Source organism: Acetobacter sp. KSO5 (assembly GCF_044094635.1).
Lineage (GTDB): Bacteria > Pseudomonadota > Alphaproteobacteria > Acetobacterales > Acetobacteraceae > Acetobacter > Acetobacter cerevisiae.
Genome location: NZ_CP172014.1, coordinates 1,922,295 through 1,940,581 on the forward strand (window position 1 = coordinate 1,922,295; position 18,287 = coordinate 1,940,581).

11 protein-coding genes are annotated in these 18,287 nt (G+C 57.8%); 4 read left to right on the plus strand and 7 right to left on the minus strand.

Annotated features, from left to right (window positions below):
- Window positions 1–32 precede the first annotated feature (32 nt).
- Together ACHQGU_RS08800 and ACHQGU_RS08805 are read right to left on the minus strand one after the other, a co-directional pair.
- Window positions 33–1,301: an MFS transporter gene (locus tag ACHQGU_RS08800; protein ID WP_395494692.1), complete on the minus strand. Its 1,269-nt coding sequence runs from the start codon at window positions 1,299–1,301 to the stop codon at window positions 33–35.
- On the minus strand, window positions 1,298–2,221 hold the full coding sequence (locus tag ACHQGU_RS08805; RefSeq protein ID WP_062142126.1) for a LysR family transcriptional regulator: 924 nt from the start codon (window positions 2,219–2,221) through the stop codon (window positions 1,298–1,300). The genes ACHQGU_RS08800 and ACHQGU_RS08805 overlap by 4 nt, the downstream gene beginning before the upstream one ends.
- A gap of 117 nt (window positions 2,222–2,338) precedes the next feature.
- On the opposite strand from ACHQGU_RS08805, the gene ggt reads away from it, so the two are divergent.
- The gene (ggt, locus tag ACHQGU_RS08810; protein ID WP_395494693.1) at window positions 2,339–4,084 is read left to right on the plus strand and encodes a gamma-glutamyltransferase; all 1,746 of its coding nucleotides are present in this window, start codon (window positions 2,339–2,341) and stop codon (window positions 4,082–4,084) included.
- A gap of 17 nt (window positions 4,085–4,101) precedes the next feature.
- A complete protein-coding gene (locus tag ACHQGU_RS08815) occupies window positions 4,102–5,409 on the plus strand; it encodes an alpha/beta hydrolase (RefSeq protein ID WP_395494694.1) in 1,308 nt (435 codons plus the stop codon).
- A gap of 120 nt (window positions 5,410–5,529) precedes the next feature.
- Here the strand turns inward: ACHQGU_RS08815 and ACHQGU_RS08820 are convergent, their stop codons facing one another.
- The 3 genes from ACHQGU_RS08820 to ACHQGU_RS08830 all read right to left on the minus strand — a co-directional run bounded on the left by ACHQGU_RS08820 (window position 5,530) and on the right by ACHQGU_RS08830 (window position 11,715).
- Window positions 5,530–7,335 (minus strand): DUF885 domain-containing protein, encoded by a 1,806-nt coding sequence (locus tag ACHQGU_RS08820; RefSeq protein WP_395494695.1) that lies wholly within the window; start codon window positions 7,333–7,335, stop codon window positions 5,530–5,532.
- Window positions 7,336–7,433: 98 nt separating this feature from the next.
- Window positions 7,434–10,325 (minus strand): TonB-dependent receptor domain-containing protein, encoded by a 2,892-nt coding sequence (locus ACHQGU_RS08825; RefSeq protein ID WP_395494696.1) that lies wholly within the window; start codon window positions 10,323–10,325, stop codon window positions 7,434–7,436.
- Window positions 10,326–10,719: 394 nt separating this feature from the next.
- Entirely contained in the window at window positions 10,720–11,715 is a 996-nt protein-coding gene (locus tag ACHQGU_RS08830) for a 4-hydroxyproline epimerase (RefSeq protein ID WP_395494697.1), read from the minus strand.
- Between the two features lie 95 nt (window positions 11,716–11,810).
- On the opposite strand from ACHQGU_RS08830, the gene ACHQGU_RS08835 reads away from it, so the two are divergent.
- A complete protein-coding gene (locus tag ACHQGU_RS08835) occupies window positions 11,811–13,943 on the plus strand; it encodes a DUF4350 domain-containing protein (RefSeq protein ID WP_395494698.1) in 2,133 nt (710 codons plus the stop codon).
- A gap of 115 nt (window positions 13,944–14,058) precedes the next feature.
- Here ACHQGU_RS08835 and ACHQGU_RS08840 read toward each other — a convergent pair whose 3' ends face one another.
- Together ACHQGU_RS08840 and ACHQGU_RS08845 are read right to left on the minus strand one after the other, a co-directional pair.
- Entirely contained in the window at window positions 14,059–15,846 is a 1,788-nt protein-coding gene (locus tag ACHQGU_RS08840; protein WP_395494700.1) for a DUF885 domain-containing protein, read from the minus strand.
- 118 nt (window positions 15,847–15,964) lie between these two features.
- Window positions 15,965–16,870: a dihydrodipicolinate synthase family protein gene (locus tag ACHQGU_RS08845; protein ID WP_081894238.1), complete on the minus strand. Its 906-nt coding sequence runs from the start codon at window positions 16,868–16,870 to the stop codon at window positions 15,965–15,967.
- A gap of 246 nt (window positions 16,871–17,116) precedes the next feature.
- Between ACHQGU_RS08845 and ACHQGU_RS08850 the strand changes: the two genes are divergently transcribed.
- Complete coding sequence (locus tag ACHQGU_RS08850) at window positions 17,117–18,274, plus strand: M24 family metallopeptidase (protein WP_395494702.1); 1,158 nt, start codon at window positions 17,117–17,119, stop codon at window positions 18,272–18,274.
- The last annotated feature ends 13 nt before the right edge of the window (window positions 18,275–18,287 follow it).

Here is an 18,287-nt window from a genome sequence, read left to right on the forward strand (position 1 = left end):
CACCCTCGCCTGCCGCCTCAGCACCCTGAGGGTCAGGCAGACTCTCGCTCTTTCAGGAAACTGACCCCCAGCCTGACGGCCAGCGCTGCAAGGCATGCTGTGAACATAACGTAATAAAGTGGCGCGCTCTGATAGCCGGAAAACTGGATAATCGCGCCATTGACCAAGGGAGCCAGTCCCCCAAACGTCGCCACGCCCAGAGAATAGCCGACTGAAAGGCCACGCCCCCGGTGCGCCTTGCCAAACAGCAGGCCCATATACCCGTCCAGTGACGCAAAATAGAACAGCCCCAGCACGTTCAGGAGCAGAGGGCACAGCATCACCATAACCGGCGTCCATGGCATCCATCCAGCCATGAGGGCTGGCAGCAGAACCAGCCCGGCGCAGGAACAGAGCATGGGATAAATGCGCTTTGTCCTGTCAAAATACTCCGCCAGCCGCCAGCGCACCGGGGTCAGCAGAAGTTGCCCGGCATAGGTCGCAAACGCGGCCCAGTAGGTCTGGCGCGGCGAGACATGAAAAACGCTCTGCGCAAAATGGGGCATGTAAAACCCCAGATACGTAATGCCGCTGCCAAGACTGACCATGCCCATCACCAGCATGATGCGCAGACCGGTATAGCGTTCCGTGCTGACAGGCTTTAGGGCCACAACCACCTGCGGTGCCACTTCACGCGGACCAAGAGATGCCCGAAGCGCCAGCCCCACCAGTCCACCACATGAACCAAGAACAGCCGCAATGCGGAATCCATAGGCGGCATAAGCCTGCTCACTCAGCAGCCCACCCAGCGTCAGCACGACGCTACAGGCGCATAGTGACGCCAGAATCTGGCCAATCGCCTGCCAGCTCGCCCGCTTTGCTTCCTGATGGGGGGATTGTTCAATCAGGAAGGATGTCGCCACCCCAAATTCACCCCCCAGAGAAAAACCCTGCATCAGCCGCCCGAGCACGATCAGCCCCGGTGCGAAGGAGCCCAGCACCGCATAACCGGGACAGAAGGCAATCAGCGCACTGCCCGTTGCCATCAGCGCCATACAGACTGTCAGCCCCGGCAGGCGGCCTTTTCTGTCCGCATAGCCGCCCAGGACATACGCCCCCACGGGCCGCGCCAGCAGAGAAAGACCGAACGTGGCAAGAGCCAGCGCGATCTGGGAAAAGCGCAAATCTGCCGGGAAAAACGTCCGGGCGATAAAGGCGGAAAAGTACGAATAAATGACCAGATCATAATATTCGACAACATTGCCGATAATCGCCGTCAGAATATACCGCTTGCGCTGGGAGGCAGACAGGGATGCTGTCATCGGGCCTGCGTCGCAATGCCGCCCAGAGCACTGACCACAAAATTGATGAACGAGCGCAGCGTGGGCGAGCTGAAACGGTCCTTATGATACAAAAGGTAAACCGGCCGCGACGGCAGACGGTATTCCGGCAAAACAGCCTTCAGCCGCCCGGCCCGCAAATCTTCCCGCACAAGATCCGCCGGCAGCATGGCAAGGCCCATCCCGGCCAGCACAGCTTTCCGCAGCGCCTGCGTGTTGTTCATGACGGCCCGTGTGCGCAGAATTTCCACTACAACCTTCCCTTTCGGTCCTTCCAGCTGCCATTCCCGCCCTGCCCAGTGCATGGGAGAACTGGCCGGATAAGGGAAAGACAACGCATCATGCGCCTGAAGTTGCGCGGGCGTAAAAGGTTCTCCCCGCCGCTCCAGATAATCCGGCGCAGCACAGAGCGTCATCTGATAATCGCCCAGACGCCGACAGATCAGCGTGGAGGGCCCCGGCAGACCGAGGCGGATAGCGGCATCAAATTTTTCTTCCGTCAGATCCACGCTGCGTTCCGTCAGCACCACTTCCACATCCACCGTGGGGTGTTGTTGCAGATAGTCCACCATCCGGGGTGTGAGGCTTTCCGTCCCATATGTAACGGGCGCTGTAATGCGCAGTTTGCCACCTGGCACCGTCTGCGCGGCCTGCGCCATCCGGTCGGTTTCCTCCAGCATCGCAATAATTTCACGACACTTCTCAAAATAGACCGCGCCAAACGGCGTCAGGCTTTGCCGCCGCGTTGTGCGGCGCAGCAGGCTGGCCCCAACCCGTTCTTCCAGCAGACGAATATAATTGCCCACCATGGTGGAAGACATGCTGCATCGTTCAGCCGCCGCAGCCATGCTGCCGGTTTCCACCACGGCCACAAAGGTCGTCATTGCCTGAAAAACGTTCATTCCGCACCCTGGGTTTCTAATCTTCCCATAATCAGCACGTTTATTGTTTTGATTAAAGACCGTAACCTTTTTCCCAGAGATATTTTCGTGCGGTGCAGCAAAGGTTCTTGTTTCAGGATGAGCATTAAAACAGATCACCGAGCCCTTCCCCTGTCTCCTCGCAAGCGCGCTGGCCTTAAAGCCATGCTTGGCGCTTCGGCCCTGCTGCTCTCCGCCTGCGCGACCCAGCAACCACAAAAAGCACCCGTCATGGCTCAAAGTTATATGGCCGCCACGGCCAACCCCATGGCCTCCACTGTTGCGTCCGACATCCTCGCACGCGGCGGCAATGCCGTGGACGCCGCCATTGCCGGGCAGATGATGCTGGCGGTGGTGGAACCACAGGCTTCCGGTCTGGGCGGCGGCTCCGCCGTGCTCTTCTGGGAAAAGCAGACCGGCCAGCTCAGCTTTTATGACGGTCTGGCCAGCGCTCCGGCCTCTGTCCCGGAGGATTATACCAAAGACGCACAGGGCAAGCAGATCCCCCATACCGTGCTGGAACGCACCGGGCGCGTGGTGGCCGTGCCGGGCACGCTGCGCACCCTGGCTCTCCTCCATAAACGCTATGGTAAACTCCCCTGGGCCGACCTGTTTACGCAGGCCATTGCTACGGCCCGCAACGGCTTCCCCATGCCGGGCTACCTGCATCTGGTGCTGACGGAACGCCCGGACCTCGCAAAGCTGCCGGATTTTGCCTCCTACTTTGATGCCAGCCAGAGCCCGCTGCGACAGGGCACCCTTCTGCATAATGCGGCTTTAGCAGACACCCTCACCCGCATTGCCCAAAACGGGGCAGAAACCTTTTACGCACCAGAAAATGCCAAGCGCATTGGGCAGGCTGTCGCGCAGGGCCCATACCCGGGCCACATCACACCAGCAGATTTCGCAGCCTATAAAGTGCGGGAACGCGCCCCGCTCTGCATTCACGCCTTTGGCCGCCGCATCTGCACAGCCGCACCGCCAGTGGCCGGTGGCCTCGCTGTGCTGCAACAGCTGGCCCTGCTCGACCGGATGCAGATTGGCCGTTACGCGCCCGGCAGTGTTCAGGCCGCGCATCTGCTGCTTGAGGCCTCCCGTCTGGCCGAAGCCGACCGCCGGAAATATGCGGCGGACCCCGATTTTGTGCCGGTCGCCACGTCTTATCTCCTGAGCCCGGACTATCTGGAAAGCCGCGCCCGCCAGATTGATGAGACCACTGCCGCGCCCAAAGTCTCCCCCGGCGTCATCCCGGCTGATCAGGCCTCTCTTCCGGCCTCCGATGCCATGACGGTTCCGGCCACCACGCATCTTTCCATCCATGACAGCTTTGGCAATGCGCTGTCCTTCACCACCACCATCAACCTGAACTTCGGTGCGGATATTGTGGTGGATGGCATGGTGCTGAACGACGCCATTACCAACTTCGCCACGCATCCGATTGTCGATGGTCAGCGCGTCGCCAACGCCATTGCGCCGGGCAAGCGGCCCATTACCACGATGGCCCCGACCATTGTGTTTGGTGCGGATAACACGCCGGAAGTCATTATCGGTGCAGGCGGGGGCGCCCGGATTATTGATTCCGTCGTGCAGTCACTGGTGGGCTATCTGGCATGGGGTCAGAACATTCGGACCGCCATTGAGCAGCCCCGCATTGGCGCACAGAACCGTGCGGAAGAACTGGAACACGGCACCGCCGCCGCAGCCCTTGCCCCGGCCCTGCGCAAAATGGGGCATAACCCCAAAAGCGCTGTCATGAATGCTGCCGTGCAGGGCATTACGCGCGGTCCGTCCGGCCTTGAAGGCTGGGGCGATCCGCACCGCGATGGCGTTGCTGTCGGCCACTGATTTTACCGGAGACTCTCATGACCCGATCATTCCGTGCCTTCCTGTGCGCCTCCACTCTCGCCTCGCTGGCAGCCTGTGCGGCCCCTTCCCCCGCAACGCCGCCTGCCCCGCCGCCGGTGCCTGATCGCCCCCTGGGTGATGGCGGCGTGAGCCCGTTCTACCAGCCGCCCGCCGCGGTACCCGCGGAAGCTGGCCAGATGATCCGCACAGAAACCATTCAGGGCCTTAAACTCCCTGACAATGCGGATCATGCCGAGCGCATCCTCTACACCTCCATCAGCGGTGTGGGGAACGAAGAACCTGTTTCCGTGTCCGGTCAGATCATTTTCCCCAAAGGCACCCCGCCTAAAGGCGGCTGGCCGGTGATTGCGTGGGAACATGGCACTACGGGCATTGCGGATGTCTGCGCGCCCTCATGGCGCGGTTATTTCTCGCGGGATCGCGCCTTTCTGGACCACTGGCTGGGGGCGGGCTTTGCCATTGTCGCCAGCGATTATCAGGGACTGGGCACACCGGGACCGCACCCTTACCTGATGTACAAGCCAGAAGCGTATAGCGTGCTGAATGCGCTGCGTGCCGCGCTCAAACACTATCCGGACGAACTGCGCAACCGCATTGTTCTGGTCGGGCAGTCTCAGGGCGGCGGTGCGGCTCTGGGCACCGGCTGGATGGCCCCGCGCTATGCGCCGGACCTGCATATTCTGGGTGTTGTCGCCACCGGCGTTGTGACGGACTTTGCGCCCACGGCCCACCCCAAGCATCCGCCCATGACCCGCAGCAATACGGAATCTCCGCACATGGCCGCAGGGTTTGAAATCCTGACGGATGAAGGCTCCAAACAAAGCCTGCACCCCGGTCAGGACATGGATGCGGACATGACGGAAAAAGGGCACGACCTCTCTCGTCAGGCGCGCCAGTCCTGCCTGGGGGATCTGTTCCGCTACACAGACAGCCACGACATCACCACAGCCAACATGTTTACCGCGGGCGCGGCACCGGAAGATCCCGCTTATATTCAGGCCTTCACCATTCCGAATGCCCATTTCTCTGTGCCTGTTCTGGTCGGCACCGGTCTGGCCGACGGAGAAGCCGGCATCAGCCAGCAGTACAATGCTGTCGCCGCCATGTGTGACGCCGGAACACATGTGACATGGGTGCAGTATCACGGCCTGACCCATAACGGCGCTGTTAACCCGTCTGCCAATGACTCTGTGCCGTTCGCTCTGGGCCTTCTCAAAGGCAAGGTCCCCAAAAGCACGTGCAGCACGCTCAAGCCCCTCGGGCATGAAGAAGAGCCGACACCGGACATCAAGTGGAATAACTAAGGCGCGAAATTTTCTGTTGGGAAAACACCTTTCCCGCAGAGGCCATAGCAAGTCCTACAAAAAACGGCACAGGAGACGATCCTGTGCCGTTTTTGCTGTCTTCTCAAAGCGTTTGAAGCGTTAACCTGCTTTGATTTTCGCAATCCACTGATCAACCAGATCAGACATCAGATCCAGCGGCATGGCGCCGTTCCCCAGAATGACATCATGGAACGCCTTGATATCGAACTTGTCACCCAGTTCGGTTTTGGCTTTTTCCCGCAGTTTCAGAATGGTCTGCTGGCCCAGCATATAGCCCAGCGCCTGCCCCGGCCATGCAACATAGCGGTCTGTTTCCGCCTGCATGTCCGGCTCACTGGTGGGCGGATGCGCGTGGAAGAAATCGCTCATCTGCTGGCGCGTCCAGTGTTTGTAATGCACACCGGTATCCAGAACCAGACGATCAGCCCGCAGCAGTGCCCCGTTCAGGCGGCCATAATCGCTGTAGAGATCCTGATAAAAGCCCAGTTCTTTCCCCAGACCTTCCGCATACAGCGCCCAGCCTTCCACATAGGAATTATAAGCCCCCTGCTGGCGGAAAGCGGGCAGCGGCATGTCCTGCGCCAGAGAAATCTGGAAGTGATGCCCCGGCACGCCTTCATGATACGCCGTGTCTTCAATCGTATAGAGGTCGCGCTTGTCGTAATCCCCTGTATTGACGAACACGATGCCCGGCCGAGAGCCATCCGGTGTGCCCTGATGATACTCAGCCCCCGCAGCATCCGCCTCGCGATAAGCCTCAACAGACCGGACTTCCAGCTTCGTCTTGGGAATCTTGTTGAAAATGCGCGGTAACGCAGGCCACATCTGCGCAATATAACCGCGATATTTCTCCAGAATTTCTTCCCTAGACTTCGCATACAGCTTCGGGTCATGATCCACGGATGCCCGCAATGCAGCGAGATCAGCAAACCCCAACTTGTGGGCAATCTCCGTCATCTGCCCCTCAATCCTGCTCACCTGCTGCAAGCCAAGCTGATGGATTTCTTCCGGAGCCATGGGGCTGGTTGTCTGCACGCGGATTGCGTAGCGATACAGGGCATCACCATTCGGCAGGGACCAGATCCCTTCATGCACGCGGCCATGCGGGGCGTAGTCTGTTTTTACAAACTGAGCAAAACTGGCGAAGGCTGGACGAACTTCCGTATCCACCGCTTTCAGAATAGCCTGCTTCAACCGGGCCTGCTGCGCGGAGGAAACTCCCTTGGGGAAATTTTCAACCGGCTGACCAAAGACGTTTTTAACGCCTGCGGGTTCTGCAACCTGCTCCAGCTGCGTCACAACTTTTTCAAGCAGATAACGCGGGGGTACCAGACCGTCCTTCATCCCCTGCTCTGCCAGAACCTTCAACTGCGCCAGCACAGCAGGCAGCGCATGCAGGCGGTCCAGATAATCCTGATACTGGCCCGCTGTCTCAAACGGAATGGAGGACACAAAGCCCGGCAGCATCAGCTGCACGCCCTGCACCTGATCAATCGGCAGCTCGTAGGTTTTAAGCGCAAAGCCGTCCAGCTTGTCCTGAAGCTGGCGGATCATCATCGCACGGCTGATCTGCTCCTGCCCCGTCAGGGTCGCAGGATCAACGGCTTCAAAGCGTTTGAGAAACCATGCTGTAGTGACTTTATCTCTTGCAATCTGCTCCAGAGAATAATCGGTCCACTGCTTGTTGTAGCGATAATCACCAATGGTAGTCGCCAGCTCGGGGGAAGACCGGAGCTGATACTGCCATTCCTCATCCAGCAGGGCTGCAAAAGCCGTGCTGGCAGACGGTGCTGCCGGGGCGGCCTGCGTCGTTTTTTCCGGGGCTGGCGCAGCCAGTGCCGTGCCGCTGGCCAGCACACAGGCCAGCCCTAATCCTGCCAGACGATGGGGTGCAAACACGCTCATACTCTCCCTGCCAATCATACAAACAATTATGCCTGGCACGGGGCCAGGCATAATCACGTCGTCTTGTGTCTTTAAGTCGCTACGGTCTTCATTACAAATTAGAACTGAACACCGGCCTGAAGGAAGACATAGCGGCCGATAATCTCATCAGAATACATCGCCAGAGCCGTATTGGTGCCGCCATCGGGCACAAACGGGGGCTTCTTATCCAGAATGTTGTTCACGCCACCTTCAAAGTTCCAGCGGCCCAGACGGTAGCTGGCCGTGATGTCATGCGAGAAGATCCCCGGCACTTTGCAGTAAACGTAAGCCTTGCAGGACAGATCGCTCGAACCATCGGTAAACTTCATCCCGCCAGTGTAGTGCATCATGTAACGCAGGCTGAAGTCGTTATGGTGCCAGGTCACCGTAGCATAATCACGCACGCGGGGCATGCCATAACCGCTTTGATAGAACAGACGGCCCGCATAGTTGTTCCACTGGCCATTCGGTTCGTTCTGCTGCAGGTACCCCACCAGCTGCTGGAAGTTGTTTTCCAGCGTGAAGGAATCCTGCGGCGTCACCTGAATATGGTAGCTCAGGTCAAAGTCGATTCCGTTCGTGCGCAGGCCGCCAACGTTGGCATACAGATCACTCACCTGCGTCAGCTGCCCGGCGGTGGAGCGCTGCTGCACCTGAGAACAGTAGGACGGGTCCGCCCCGGTATAGCACTGGTCCGCCACATACTGCACAGGCAGCGTGCTGATCATGTGCTGCACAGTGTAGTGCCAGTATTCAACAGACGCCATCAGCCCCGGAATCCAGCGTGGCGTAATAACCGTGCCAACCGTATAGGTCCGGCCGATTTCCGGCTGGAGGTTTGGGTTACCACCCGTCAGCGTCGGGATCTGCCCGCTGTTGACGTTCACAAAGTTTGCGGGGTTCACACCCTGAGTAAGACACTTGGACGTTACCGCCGCGCTGGCCGCACCATAGCTTCCAGCCTGTGCACAGGGGTCCGTGCCCGGGTTGTAGGAAATGGACTGACCACCGAACATTTCAGACATATTCGGCGCACGGAAGGACGTGCCCAGCGTGGCGCGGAAGCGAATATCCTGCACCGGGGCCCAGTTGATACCGACCTTCCAGTTTTCGGCGCTGCCAAACGTGTTGTAGCGTGAATACCGCCCCTGCCCATCAATGGTCAGATCCTTGGCGAGGAAAGCATTCTGGAGCAGCGGAATTTTGCCTTCCAGATACACTTCCGTCACGTTGTAACCACCACCGGTGTAGGTCGCGCCCCCACCAAGGTCACCGTTCGCAGCCAGCGCATCCGGGCTGTAGCTTGCCTGCTCACTCCGGTGCTCAATGCCGCCTGCAATCCCGATATTCCCGCCGTGCTCATACGGCAGTTTGACAACCTTGTTGTTAAAGACGCGGAAGTTGAAGTCACGCATCTGGTAGTAGCTGTGGTCGTTCTGGGTGTAGCCGATATAGTTTTTTGCCTGCTGGGATAGCGGCTCAAACGGATTGATCAGCGTACAGCCGGGGGACGATGTACAGACTGAGGGGTTATAAACCACCGCACTGTTCGGATCAGACGGATCAACCTGCTGCTGGCCCAGAACATTCATCGCATTGCGATAGTTCGTCATGTTGTTGGTGGTCATGGTCGCAACGGACGAACCATACGTCATGGACGCATCATACTGCCAGTTTCCGGCAATCTCGCCCTTCATGCCGCCCATCACCTGATAGGTATCGACACCTTCCTTGTATTCACGGTTCCCGATATCGGCCATCCGCTTATACAGGGATACATCTTCCCCCCACGTGTTGTAAGGGTTGCCCGCCGGCAGGATCCAGGACGTGCTGAGCGTTGACGGATAAGACGAACCCGTCAGCGGATTCGGCGCCATTTCGTTCATGGCATCCTTGTGAGTGTACCGAACGTTGGCATACAGCTGGAAATGCTTGTTGATGTCATAATGCATATCCCCGGACAGGTTCCCGCTTTGCAGGTAGTTTGTCATGGAGGCATCACGCGCAAAGTTATAGCGGTCCGCATTACCAAACGTATGGAACCCACCGCCTGAACTGTTGGCCACAAGGTTGGTTGTGCTGCCATCGGCATTGGGCACCATCACGCGTGTGGCGGTGGACACCGAACTGCCGTACGGGACCGCTTCACCGGGCGCCACATCCGCATTCCACGGCAGGCGGGACCATTTGCGGTCACGCTGGTAGATCGGGCTGGTGGTCATATACTGACCAAATATGCTGATATTCCCGCGGTCATGGTCAAAATTGAAGCCTTTGAAGCCTGAAATTTTGCCAGACTGCCCATCACCATAGCTGCTGATCCCGCCGCGCACCTGAATGCTGCCGGTTGTCAGGTTATGCTTGAGCTTGATGTTGATAACGCCCGAGACTGCATCCGCACCATAGAGTTCGGACCCACCGTCTTTCAGAATTTCCACAGAGGAAATCTGGTCAACCGGGATGGAGTTCAGATCCACGCAGGAGCTGCCCTGCCCCATGGTTTCAACCTGACGCTTGCCGTCCACCAGCACCAGCACACGGCTGGGGCCAAGGTTGCGCAGGTCAGGGCAGGACATACCCAGACCACCATTGGTGGTTGTGTTGCCTGCGCCCTGGGAGCCCATGGAGGGCAGACGCTGCAGATAATCGCCCAGTGTGACAGCAGATGTTTGCTGAATATCTTTGGCGCTGATGATCTGAACAGGATTGGGGTCCTGATGCTTACCAGAAGACAGTGCGGAACCGGTTACGGTAAGCACTTCCGGCTGTGCTGCGGCACTCTTCGCTGTGCGGCGCACAACGCGGGCTGACTCGTTTTTCTTCTTCACAGACGCAGCAGTGGATTGATCCTGGCGCGGTGACGCCTCTGCGGTGGCTGCCACAGACTGAGCATAGGCACTTGACCCAATTGCCAGGGACAATGACGACGAAAAAGCGAGGAGCGTGAGGCGATGGGGTAAATACGACATCCTTCAGCGTTCCTTAATTCCTGAGCGGTGATCCGCTAACTCTTGTGTGGTGAGGACATCAAAATCGCTATCAGATATCGTATACCATTGTCAAAACGGAATTAGTTTTGGAATGCATTCTGTTGCAACCCCGGTTTTGCGCCACTTATGGCGGGGAGACCAACGCAGGCCCGCCTGAGGCCTTACCCCTCCGCCCCACCCTTCAATATCTTTTTGAAATTCCTATAAATTTCTCTTTAAACAAAAAAAACGTGCAGAGTTGTTGGCTCTGCACGCTTCAACCGGATTATGTTGCAACAGGCCAAACCTGTAACCCAAAATCCACAACCCGCTTTTTATTTTGATACCGTTATAAGGTTAAAATTCCTTTAGAAATCAACAGAAACTTTCGTGATCAGGAAACCTGGAATCCGCGGCAGAATCGATCCTCCTCATCAATCCAGATGGTGTTGAACCCCGTCGAGACCGCACTCCCCTCAATCACAGGCACAATTGCCTTGTAGTCTCCCACAGTCGTTTCTTCCGCCACCGTCCCTTTGAACACGCTGCGGATGTAACTTTCATGGGTAAAGGTATCCCCCACCTTCAAAGCGCCTTTGTGATGCAGGTGCGCCAGCCGGGCGGACGTACCGGTGCCACACGGGCTGCGATCAATCGCATGATCTCCATAAAAGACGGCGTTACGGCTCCGCTCAGCGGTTGTGCCTTTATCTACCCACAGGACGTGGCTAACCCCCTGAATACGACTATCCAGCGGATGAACCGGACAAACAGCCTCCCGCATCCGTTCCCGCACAAGCGGGCTTAATTCAAGAATACGACGGGCGCCGAGCTGATCCAGCCCTTCATACGCGCCCTGTGGCTCAACAATAGCGTAGAAATTCCCGCCATAAGCCACATCCACCGTCAACGGCCCCAGACCGGGCACGTCAATCTGCACATCTGTCGCCGCGACATAGGCCGGCACATTCCGGATCGCGACACTCCGCACACGGCCATTCTCTTCCGTGTAGGTGATATCAATAATCCCCGCAGGGACCTCAAGTTTCAGTTTTCCGGGGGCGCGCGGGTTCAACAGACCATGTTCCAGCCCGAACGTCACCAGCCCGATTGTGCCATGCCCGCACATAGGCAGGCATCCGCTGGTTTCAATAAACAAAATACCCGCATCCGTGTCAGGCTGCGTGGGCGGATACAGAAAACCGCCGGACATCATGTCATGCCCGCGCGGCTCAAAGCACAGACCGGTGCGGATCCAGTCAAACCGTTCCAGAAAATCCTGACGGCGCTCCCCCATGGAATTCCCCCGCAGCAGAGGAGCGCCACCACTAATCAGGCGGACAGGGTTGCCAGCAGTATGACCATCAATACAGAAAAATGTGTGACGCATAGCTTTTAAAGTCCGTGCTTCGGGGTGCCGCAAGGGCACGATCCGGCTTTCTTTTTGGTGCGATTTTCGTCTATCGTATACGTATCATGACCGATATGACCCGTAAAGCCATCCCCCGTCCCGGCTCACCCGCCCCCTCTTTCGGCCAGACTCTCCGCCGTGTCAGGCGGTCCGTCTGGCAATTCGGGCTCTGCTTTGGCCTGTGCGCTGGTGCATCCTCCCACGCTCTGGCGGCTCCAGCTCCCTCAGAGCCGCCAGCCCTCCTGCTGGGCGCGGCCTGGTATCCGGAACAGTGGCCGGAAGACGTTTGGGAGCATGACCTCGCTTTGATGGAAGCGGCCCACATCCATCTGGTGCGCATCGGCGAATTTGCATGGAGCCGCATGGAACCACGTGAAGGCGACTGGCAGTGGGACTGGCTGGACCACGCCATTACACTGGCAGCCAAACACCATATGAAAGTCCTGCTGGGCACCCCCAGCGCCGCCCCACCGGCATGGCTGACGCAAAAATATCCTGAGACCCTGCGCGTCTCTAACGCAGGCATGCGGGATGAGCACGGAAACCGGCAGCAGTTTTCTTTTATCAGCGCGCGCTACCGTGCCCTGACGCATGATCTGGCGGAACGCATGGCCGTGCGCTACGGCCACAACCCGCATGTTGTTGGCTGGCAGATTGATAATGAACTGGCCGAGCCGTCCTTTGACCCGGAAGCCCATAAAGCCTTCCACGCATGGCTCCAGCACAAATACGGTACCATTGAAAATCTGAACCAGAAATGGTGGACCAGCTACTGGTCCCAAACCTATTCCGATTTTGGCCAGATCCCGGTGCATGACGCGGAAGAAAACCCGGCCCTGCTTTTAAACTGGAAGCAGTTTGTGACCGACACATGGGTGAGTTACGTCCGCAATCAGACGGCCCCCATCCACCAGCACGCCCTGCCCTCCCAGTTCATCACCACCAACACCATGGGCTGGTTCGACGGGTTTGATGGCTACACCCTGCATCAGTCTCTCGATCTGGTCGGGTGGGACGATTATGAAACAGACTGGACAGACAACGCCGCCCGGCATGATCTGGCCCGCGGCTATAAAAACAAAAACTTCTGGGTGACGGAAACTGATCCCGGCTTCGTCAACTGGCGGCCCAATAATCTGGCGCATGACAAAGGCGAGGTCCGCGCGCTGGCATGGCAGGCGGTGGGGCACGGAGCGGATGCCGTGGAATACTGGCAATGGCGCGCCGCCCTGAACGGGCAGGAACAATATCACGGCGTTATTGCGGGCGCTGATGGCAACCCTGCCCCTATTTATAGCGAAATCCAGACACTTGGCGCTGAGTTTGAAAAAGCCGCGCCGGCTTTGCAGGGCACATCTCCCCACGCACAGGTCGCGCTGCTGCATGATATGCCCTCCCGCTGGGCCATCAGCTTTCAGAAACAGGTGGAAAATTTTAACCCGGTCAAAGCACTGACAGCTTTTTACGGCCCCTTGCGCCATCGGGCAGGCACGGTGGATGTTGTCTCGCCACGCCAAAATCTGGCGTCCTACAAGCTCATTGTCGCTCCCGGCCTGAATGTGCTGCCACACGAAACGGCTGAACACCTGCTGGAATGGGTGCGGCAAGGCGGCCACCTTCTGCTGGGACCACGCTCCGGCATGAAAGACGCTGAAAACGCGCTTGACCCACACCTCCAGCCCGGCCCACTCGCCCCTTTTCTGGGAGCGCACGTCTCACAGTTTTACGGGCTGGTTCAATCTGTTCCCCTTTCTCTGGGGCAGACGCAGGGCACAGGCACCCTCTGGGCAGAAACACTGGTGCCAACAGACCCTGCCACGCAGACGGAAGGCTCCTATGGTCCCTCCAATGGCTGGCTGGACGGGCAGCCTGTGGCTGTCAGTCACCAGGTCGGCAAAGGGAAAATCACCTATCTGAGCACAATCCCCGATGCTGCAACGCTGGACACCTACATCACAACGCAGGTGCGGGACGCTGGCGTGCTCTCTCCTTTGGCGGATCTGCCGGCGGACATTGAAGCCTGCCTGCGCACTGGCAAGGACCATACGGTGCTGGTGCTCATCAACCATACCAAAACGCCGGTTATGTTCACGCTCCCGCAAGCTATGGCGGGCACGGACCTGTTTGACCCCAAGCAGGCAGCCTCCGGCCAGATCACACTGCCGGGCTATGGGGTTCGCGTTTTCACGCTTCCAAACCCTGCTTGAGATAGAGGCCAACCACAGAAAAAGACCTTCTTCCTGAAACTGGAAGAAGGCCTTTTCTCAGTATTTCCTACAGCCTGACTCGTCAGAGAAAAGTTCAGCCTGAAAACGTCATGCGTTACTGCGCACCCTCAACGGCATAAGGCGAACGCCCGCCTGTCTGAATAAAGTGATCAATCGCACCATCAAGCACCGGTAGCGGGACAGAGCCAGTTGCCAGAACGGCATCATGGAACGCACGCAGATCAAACGCTTTCCCCAGCGCCTTTTCCGCCCGCGCACGGTTGCGGCGAATATCGGATTCACCAAGGTAATAAGAAAGCGCCTGACCCGGCCATGCAATATACCGATCAACCTCGGTATCAATCTCATGCTCGGACAATGCCGTATTTTCACGCAGATAAGCCCGCGCCTGCTCCCGGCTCCAGTGGAGGTGGTGCAGCCCGGTATCGACCACCAGACGCGCCGCACGCCAGGCCTGATAAGAGAGATAGCCGAACCGATCATACGCCGTTTCGTAAATCCCCATTTCATTGCCCAGATATTCACAATAGAGCGCCCAGCCTTCCCCATAGGCTGAAATATAGTTGAACCGACGGTAAGGCGGCACTGCCGGCTGCTCTTCCGCCAGAGACAACTGCAGGGAATGCCCGGGCGATGATTCATGCAGCGTCAAAGCCGGCAACGCATAGAGCGGGCGCGATGGCAGGTCATACGTATTCACCAGATAGATGTGCGGGCCACCGCGCCCTGCCGTATAAACCGGGGCCACGTCTGCAGGAACGGGCTCAATGGTAAAGCGCCCACGCGGCAGGCGGCCAATGATATCCCCCACCTTGCCATCAACCCGCTTGGCCAGCCATGCGGCATCTTTCAACAATTCATCGCCCGTTTTAGGGTAGAATTGCGGGTCCGTGCGCAGGAACTTCAGAAAGGCAGGGAAGTCTCCTTTAAAATGGGTCTCAGCCATCACACCCAGCATCTGCTTGTGCAGGCCCGCAACTTCCCTGATTCCAATTTTGTGGATTTCATCCGGGCTCATATCCAGCGTGGTATATTCCCGGATCTGAGAGCGGTAATAGGCCTTTCCATCCGGCTGATCCTCTGCCGCCAGTGAGGCACGGGCGTGCGGCAGATACTCATCCTTCATGAAGGCATAAAGCGTTTTATAAGCCGGGATCACCGTCTCCCGAATGGCGTTCAGGCCATCCTGCCGCAGGGCCGCCTGCGTTTTGGCGGGGATATCATCAGGGAAATGCTTGAAGGGAGGTGCAAATGCGCTGTCTTCCGGCGTAACAGACGCCATTTTTTCCAGATCCTGCAACCGTTGCTCCACAATCAGCTTCGGCTGCACAAAACCACGCGCTATCCCGGCTTTCATGGCGGCAATTTCGTCTGCAAAATATCGCCCCGTCTCATTCAGGCGGCTAATGTAATTGCGGTAATCCTGCTCCTTGAGGAACGGCGTATCGGACGGAGGCAGATCACTCCAGAAGCCAGAATCCGCATCAAACGGAATTTGCCAGACCTGCATTTTCTGGTCATCCAGCAAAACCGTAAGCTGCTGTTTGTAAACCGCGTAATTCACCTGATCCTGCGCAGAAAGGCTCTGCACGGGAATGGCATTTAGGTCCGCCAGCGCTTTACGCCACGTTTCCTGACGCACCTGCTGTGTTGCCGGGTCCGCTTTGGGGAGATGGGCTGAGGGTTTTCCATCAGGCAAACTGCCCTGAAGGTCCATACGCCATGCCCACTCGCGCTGATAAAGGTCCTGAAAGGCTTTGGTTGCAGAGGGATCAACCGCCGCCTGCGCGTGCGTAAGCGGGCCATAACTCAGCAAGGCTGCCGTAGCCATAAGAGCCAGACGTCTGACAACAGAAACACAGCGCGTGGAATGAACCTGCATGATGCAAAACCCTTCTCTTCAATTGTGGTAATCTAAGCGCGCAATCAGCACCCCGAAAAGCAGACAGGGCAAAAAAAACGGCCCCCTTTGCAGGGAGCCGTTTAAGAGGGAAGCCAGATCAGCCGAGTTTCGGGCGGCTGGCGGCAGCGGCTTCCACCATGCCAATCACCTGCTTGCGGCGCTCGCCTTCCAGCGGCAGACGCGGAGAGCGAACCAGTTCACTGCCACGGCCCATCACCTGCTCAGCCAGTTTGATGGACTGCACCAGATCATGCGCGGCATCCAGATGCAGCAGAGGCATGAACCAGCGGTAAATGCGCAGAGCCGTTTCAATGTCGCCACGCTGCAGGGCTTCAACCAAAGCCACAGATTCCTGCGGGAAGGCGCTGGTCAGACCAGAAATCCAGCCTTTTGCCCCCAGTGTCAGACCTTCAAACGCCACGTCATCAAGACCCGCCATCATCAGGAAGCGGTCACCAAAGCGGTTCGGCACATCCGTATAACGGCGTGTGTCGGAAGAACTTTCCTTCAGACCGACAATCGTTTTGCAATCTTCCAGCTCAGCCAGAACATCCAGTTCCACATTTACGCGGTAGGAAGTCGGGTTGTTGTAGATGATGATTGGCAGGTCGGTCGCTTTGGAAATTTCGCGGAAATGCGCAACCAGTTCATGCGGCTTGGGCACATAGACCATTGCCGGCAGAACCATCAGCGCATCTGCACCGCTTTTTGCAGCCTGTTTGGCAAACGCTACAGCACGCGGGGTTGTCATTTCAGACACACCGACAAACAGCGGCGCGCGCGTTCCGGCCACTTCCCGCGCGGCTTCCAGAATCTGCACCTTTTCTGCGGGTTCGAGCGAATTGTTTTCGCCACACGTCCCCATCATCACCAGCCCATGCACGCCGTCATTGATCAGCGCGTCAATAACCTTCTGCGTGCCTTTCAGGTCTACGGACAGGTCTTCGTTAAACTGAGTGGTAACTGCGGGAAAAACACCTTTCCACGTCATTTCCAGTGCCATGCGTGAGCCTCCTTGCTCTGCTCTCGTTTCGTTTATCGTATACGTAACACCATCGTAGTGACCCGTAAAGCATCCTCCGCACCGTCTTTGCAAAAAAGCATCGTCCGCCCCTCACGCTTCCTGCTTTTGCTGTTATAAACTACAACAAACGCCTTACGACGCAGGCAGAATGAGCTGCTTGCTCACGATCCACAATTCGTTTATCGTATACGTAATGCCTGCCTTTTGAGTCTGGAGCCGCCTTCCATGAGCACCACAGCCCCTCTTCCTGCCCCGCCTGCACCCATCAGCAGCGCCGCCTTCACACAGCGTATCCGCTCGGTGCAGGCACAGCTGGAAAAAGCCGGGCTGGACGCGCTCGCCGTGAATGCCGGCAACAGCATGCGCTATTTCACCGGCGTACCATGGGATGCGACGGAACGGCTGGTAACACTCATTATCCCCCGCACCGGCACACCTGTTGTGGTCTGCCCGCATTTTGAAACAGGCTCTCTTAAAGCCTGCCTCCGCACGGACGTGGAAATTGCAACCTGGCAGGAAGATGAAAACCCCGCCCTGTGCGCTTTGGCACCCTATGCCGCAGGGGCACGCATTGCGCTGGACCCGGACTTCAGCTTTGGGTTTGTCACGGCCATGCGCAAAGCGCGGCCTGACCTTGTTCTGGAAGATGACGCCGGCCTGATTTCCAACATGCGGGCCTGCAAATCTCCCGAAGAAATAGCACTCATCACCCACGCCATGGCCATCACGCTACAGGTTCATAAAGAGGCTTATGCGTTCCTGAAACCGGGCCTTCTGGCCAGTGAGATCCGCCGTTTTATTGATATGCGCCACCGTGCACTGGGTGCAGATAATGGTTCCTATTTCTGTGCCGTGCAGTTTGGGCATGCAACCGCCTACCCGCATGGCATTCCCGGGGATCAGCTTCTGACGGAAAACGACCTCGTTCTGATTGATACCGGCTGTCGTCTGGATGGATATCATTCCGATATCACGCGCACCTATGCCTTCGGCCAGCCGGACCCGGAACAGGCGCGTATCTGGGCCATTGAAAAAGAAGCCCAGTATGCGGCCTTCAATGCCGCCCAAATTGGCGCGCCCTGCCATGTGGTGGATGATGCCGCCCGTGCCGTGCTGGAACGCCACAACCTTGGCCCGGATTACAAGCTGCCCGGCCTGCCCCACCGCACAGGGCATGGTATCGGCCTGTCCATTCACGAGGCCCCGTATCTGGTGCGCGGCAACACCACACCGCTCAAAGCCGGGCATTGCATGTCCAATGAGCCGATGATCGTCATCCCCGATACATTTGGCATCCGTCTGGAAGACCATTTCTACATGACGGACGACGGCCCCCGCTGGTTTACCGAACCCGCCCACAGCTTTACCGCCCCGTTCAACTGAATATCTGATCAAG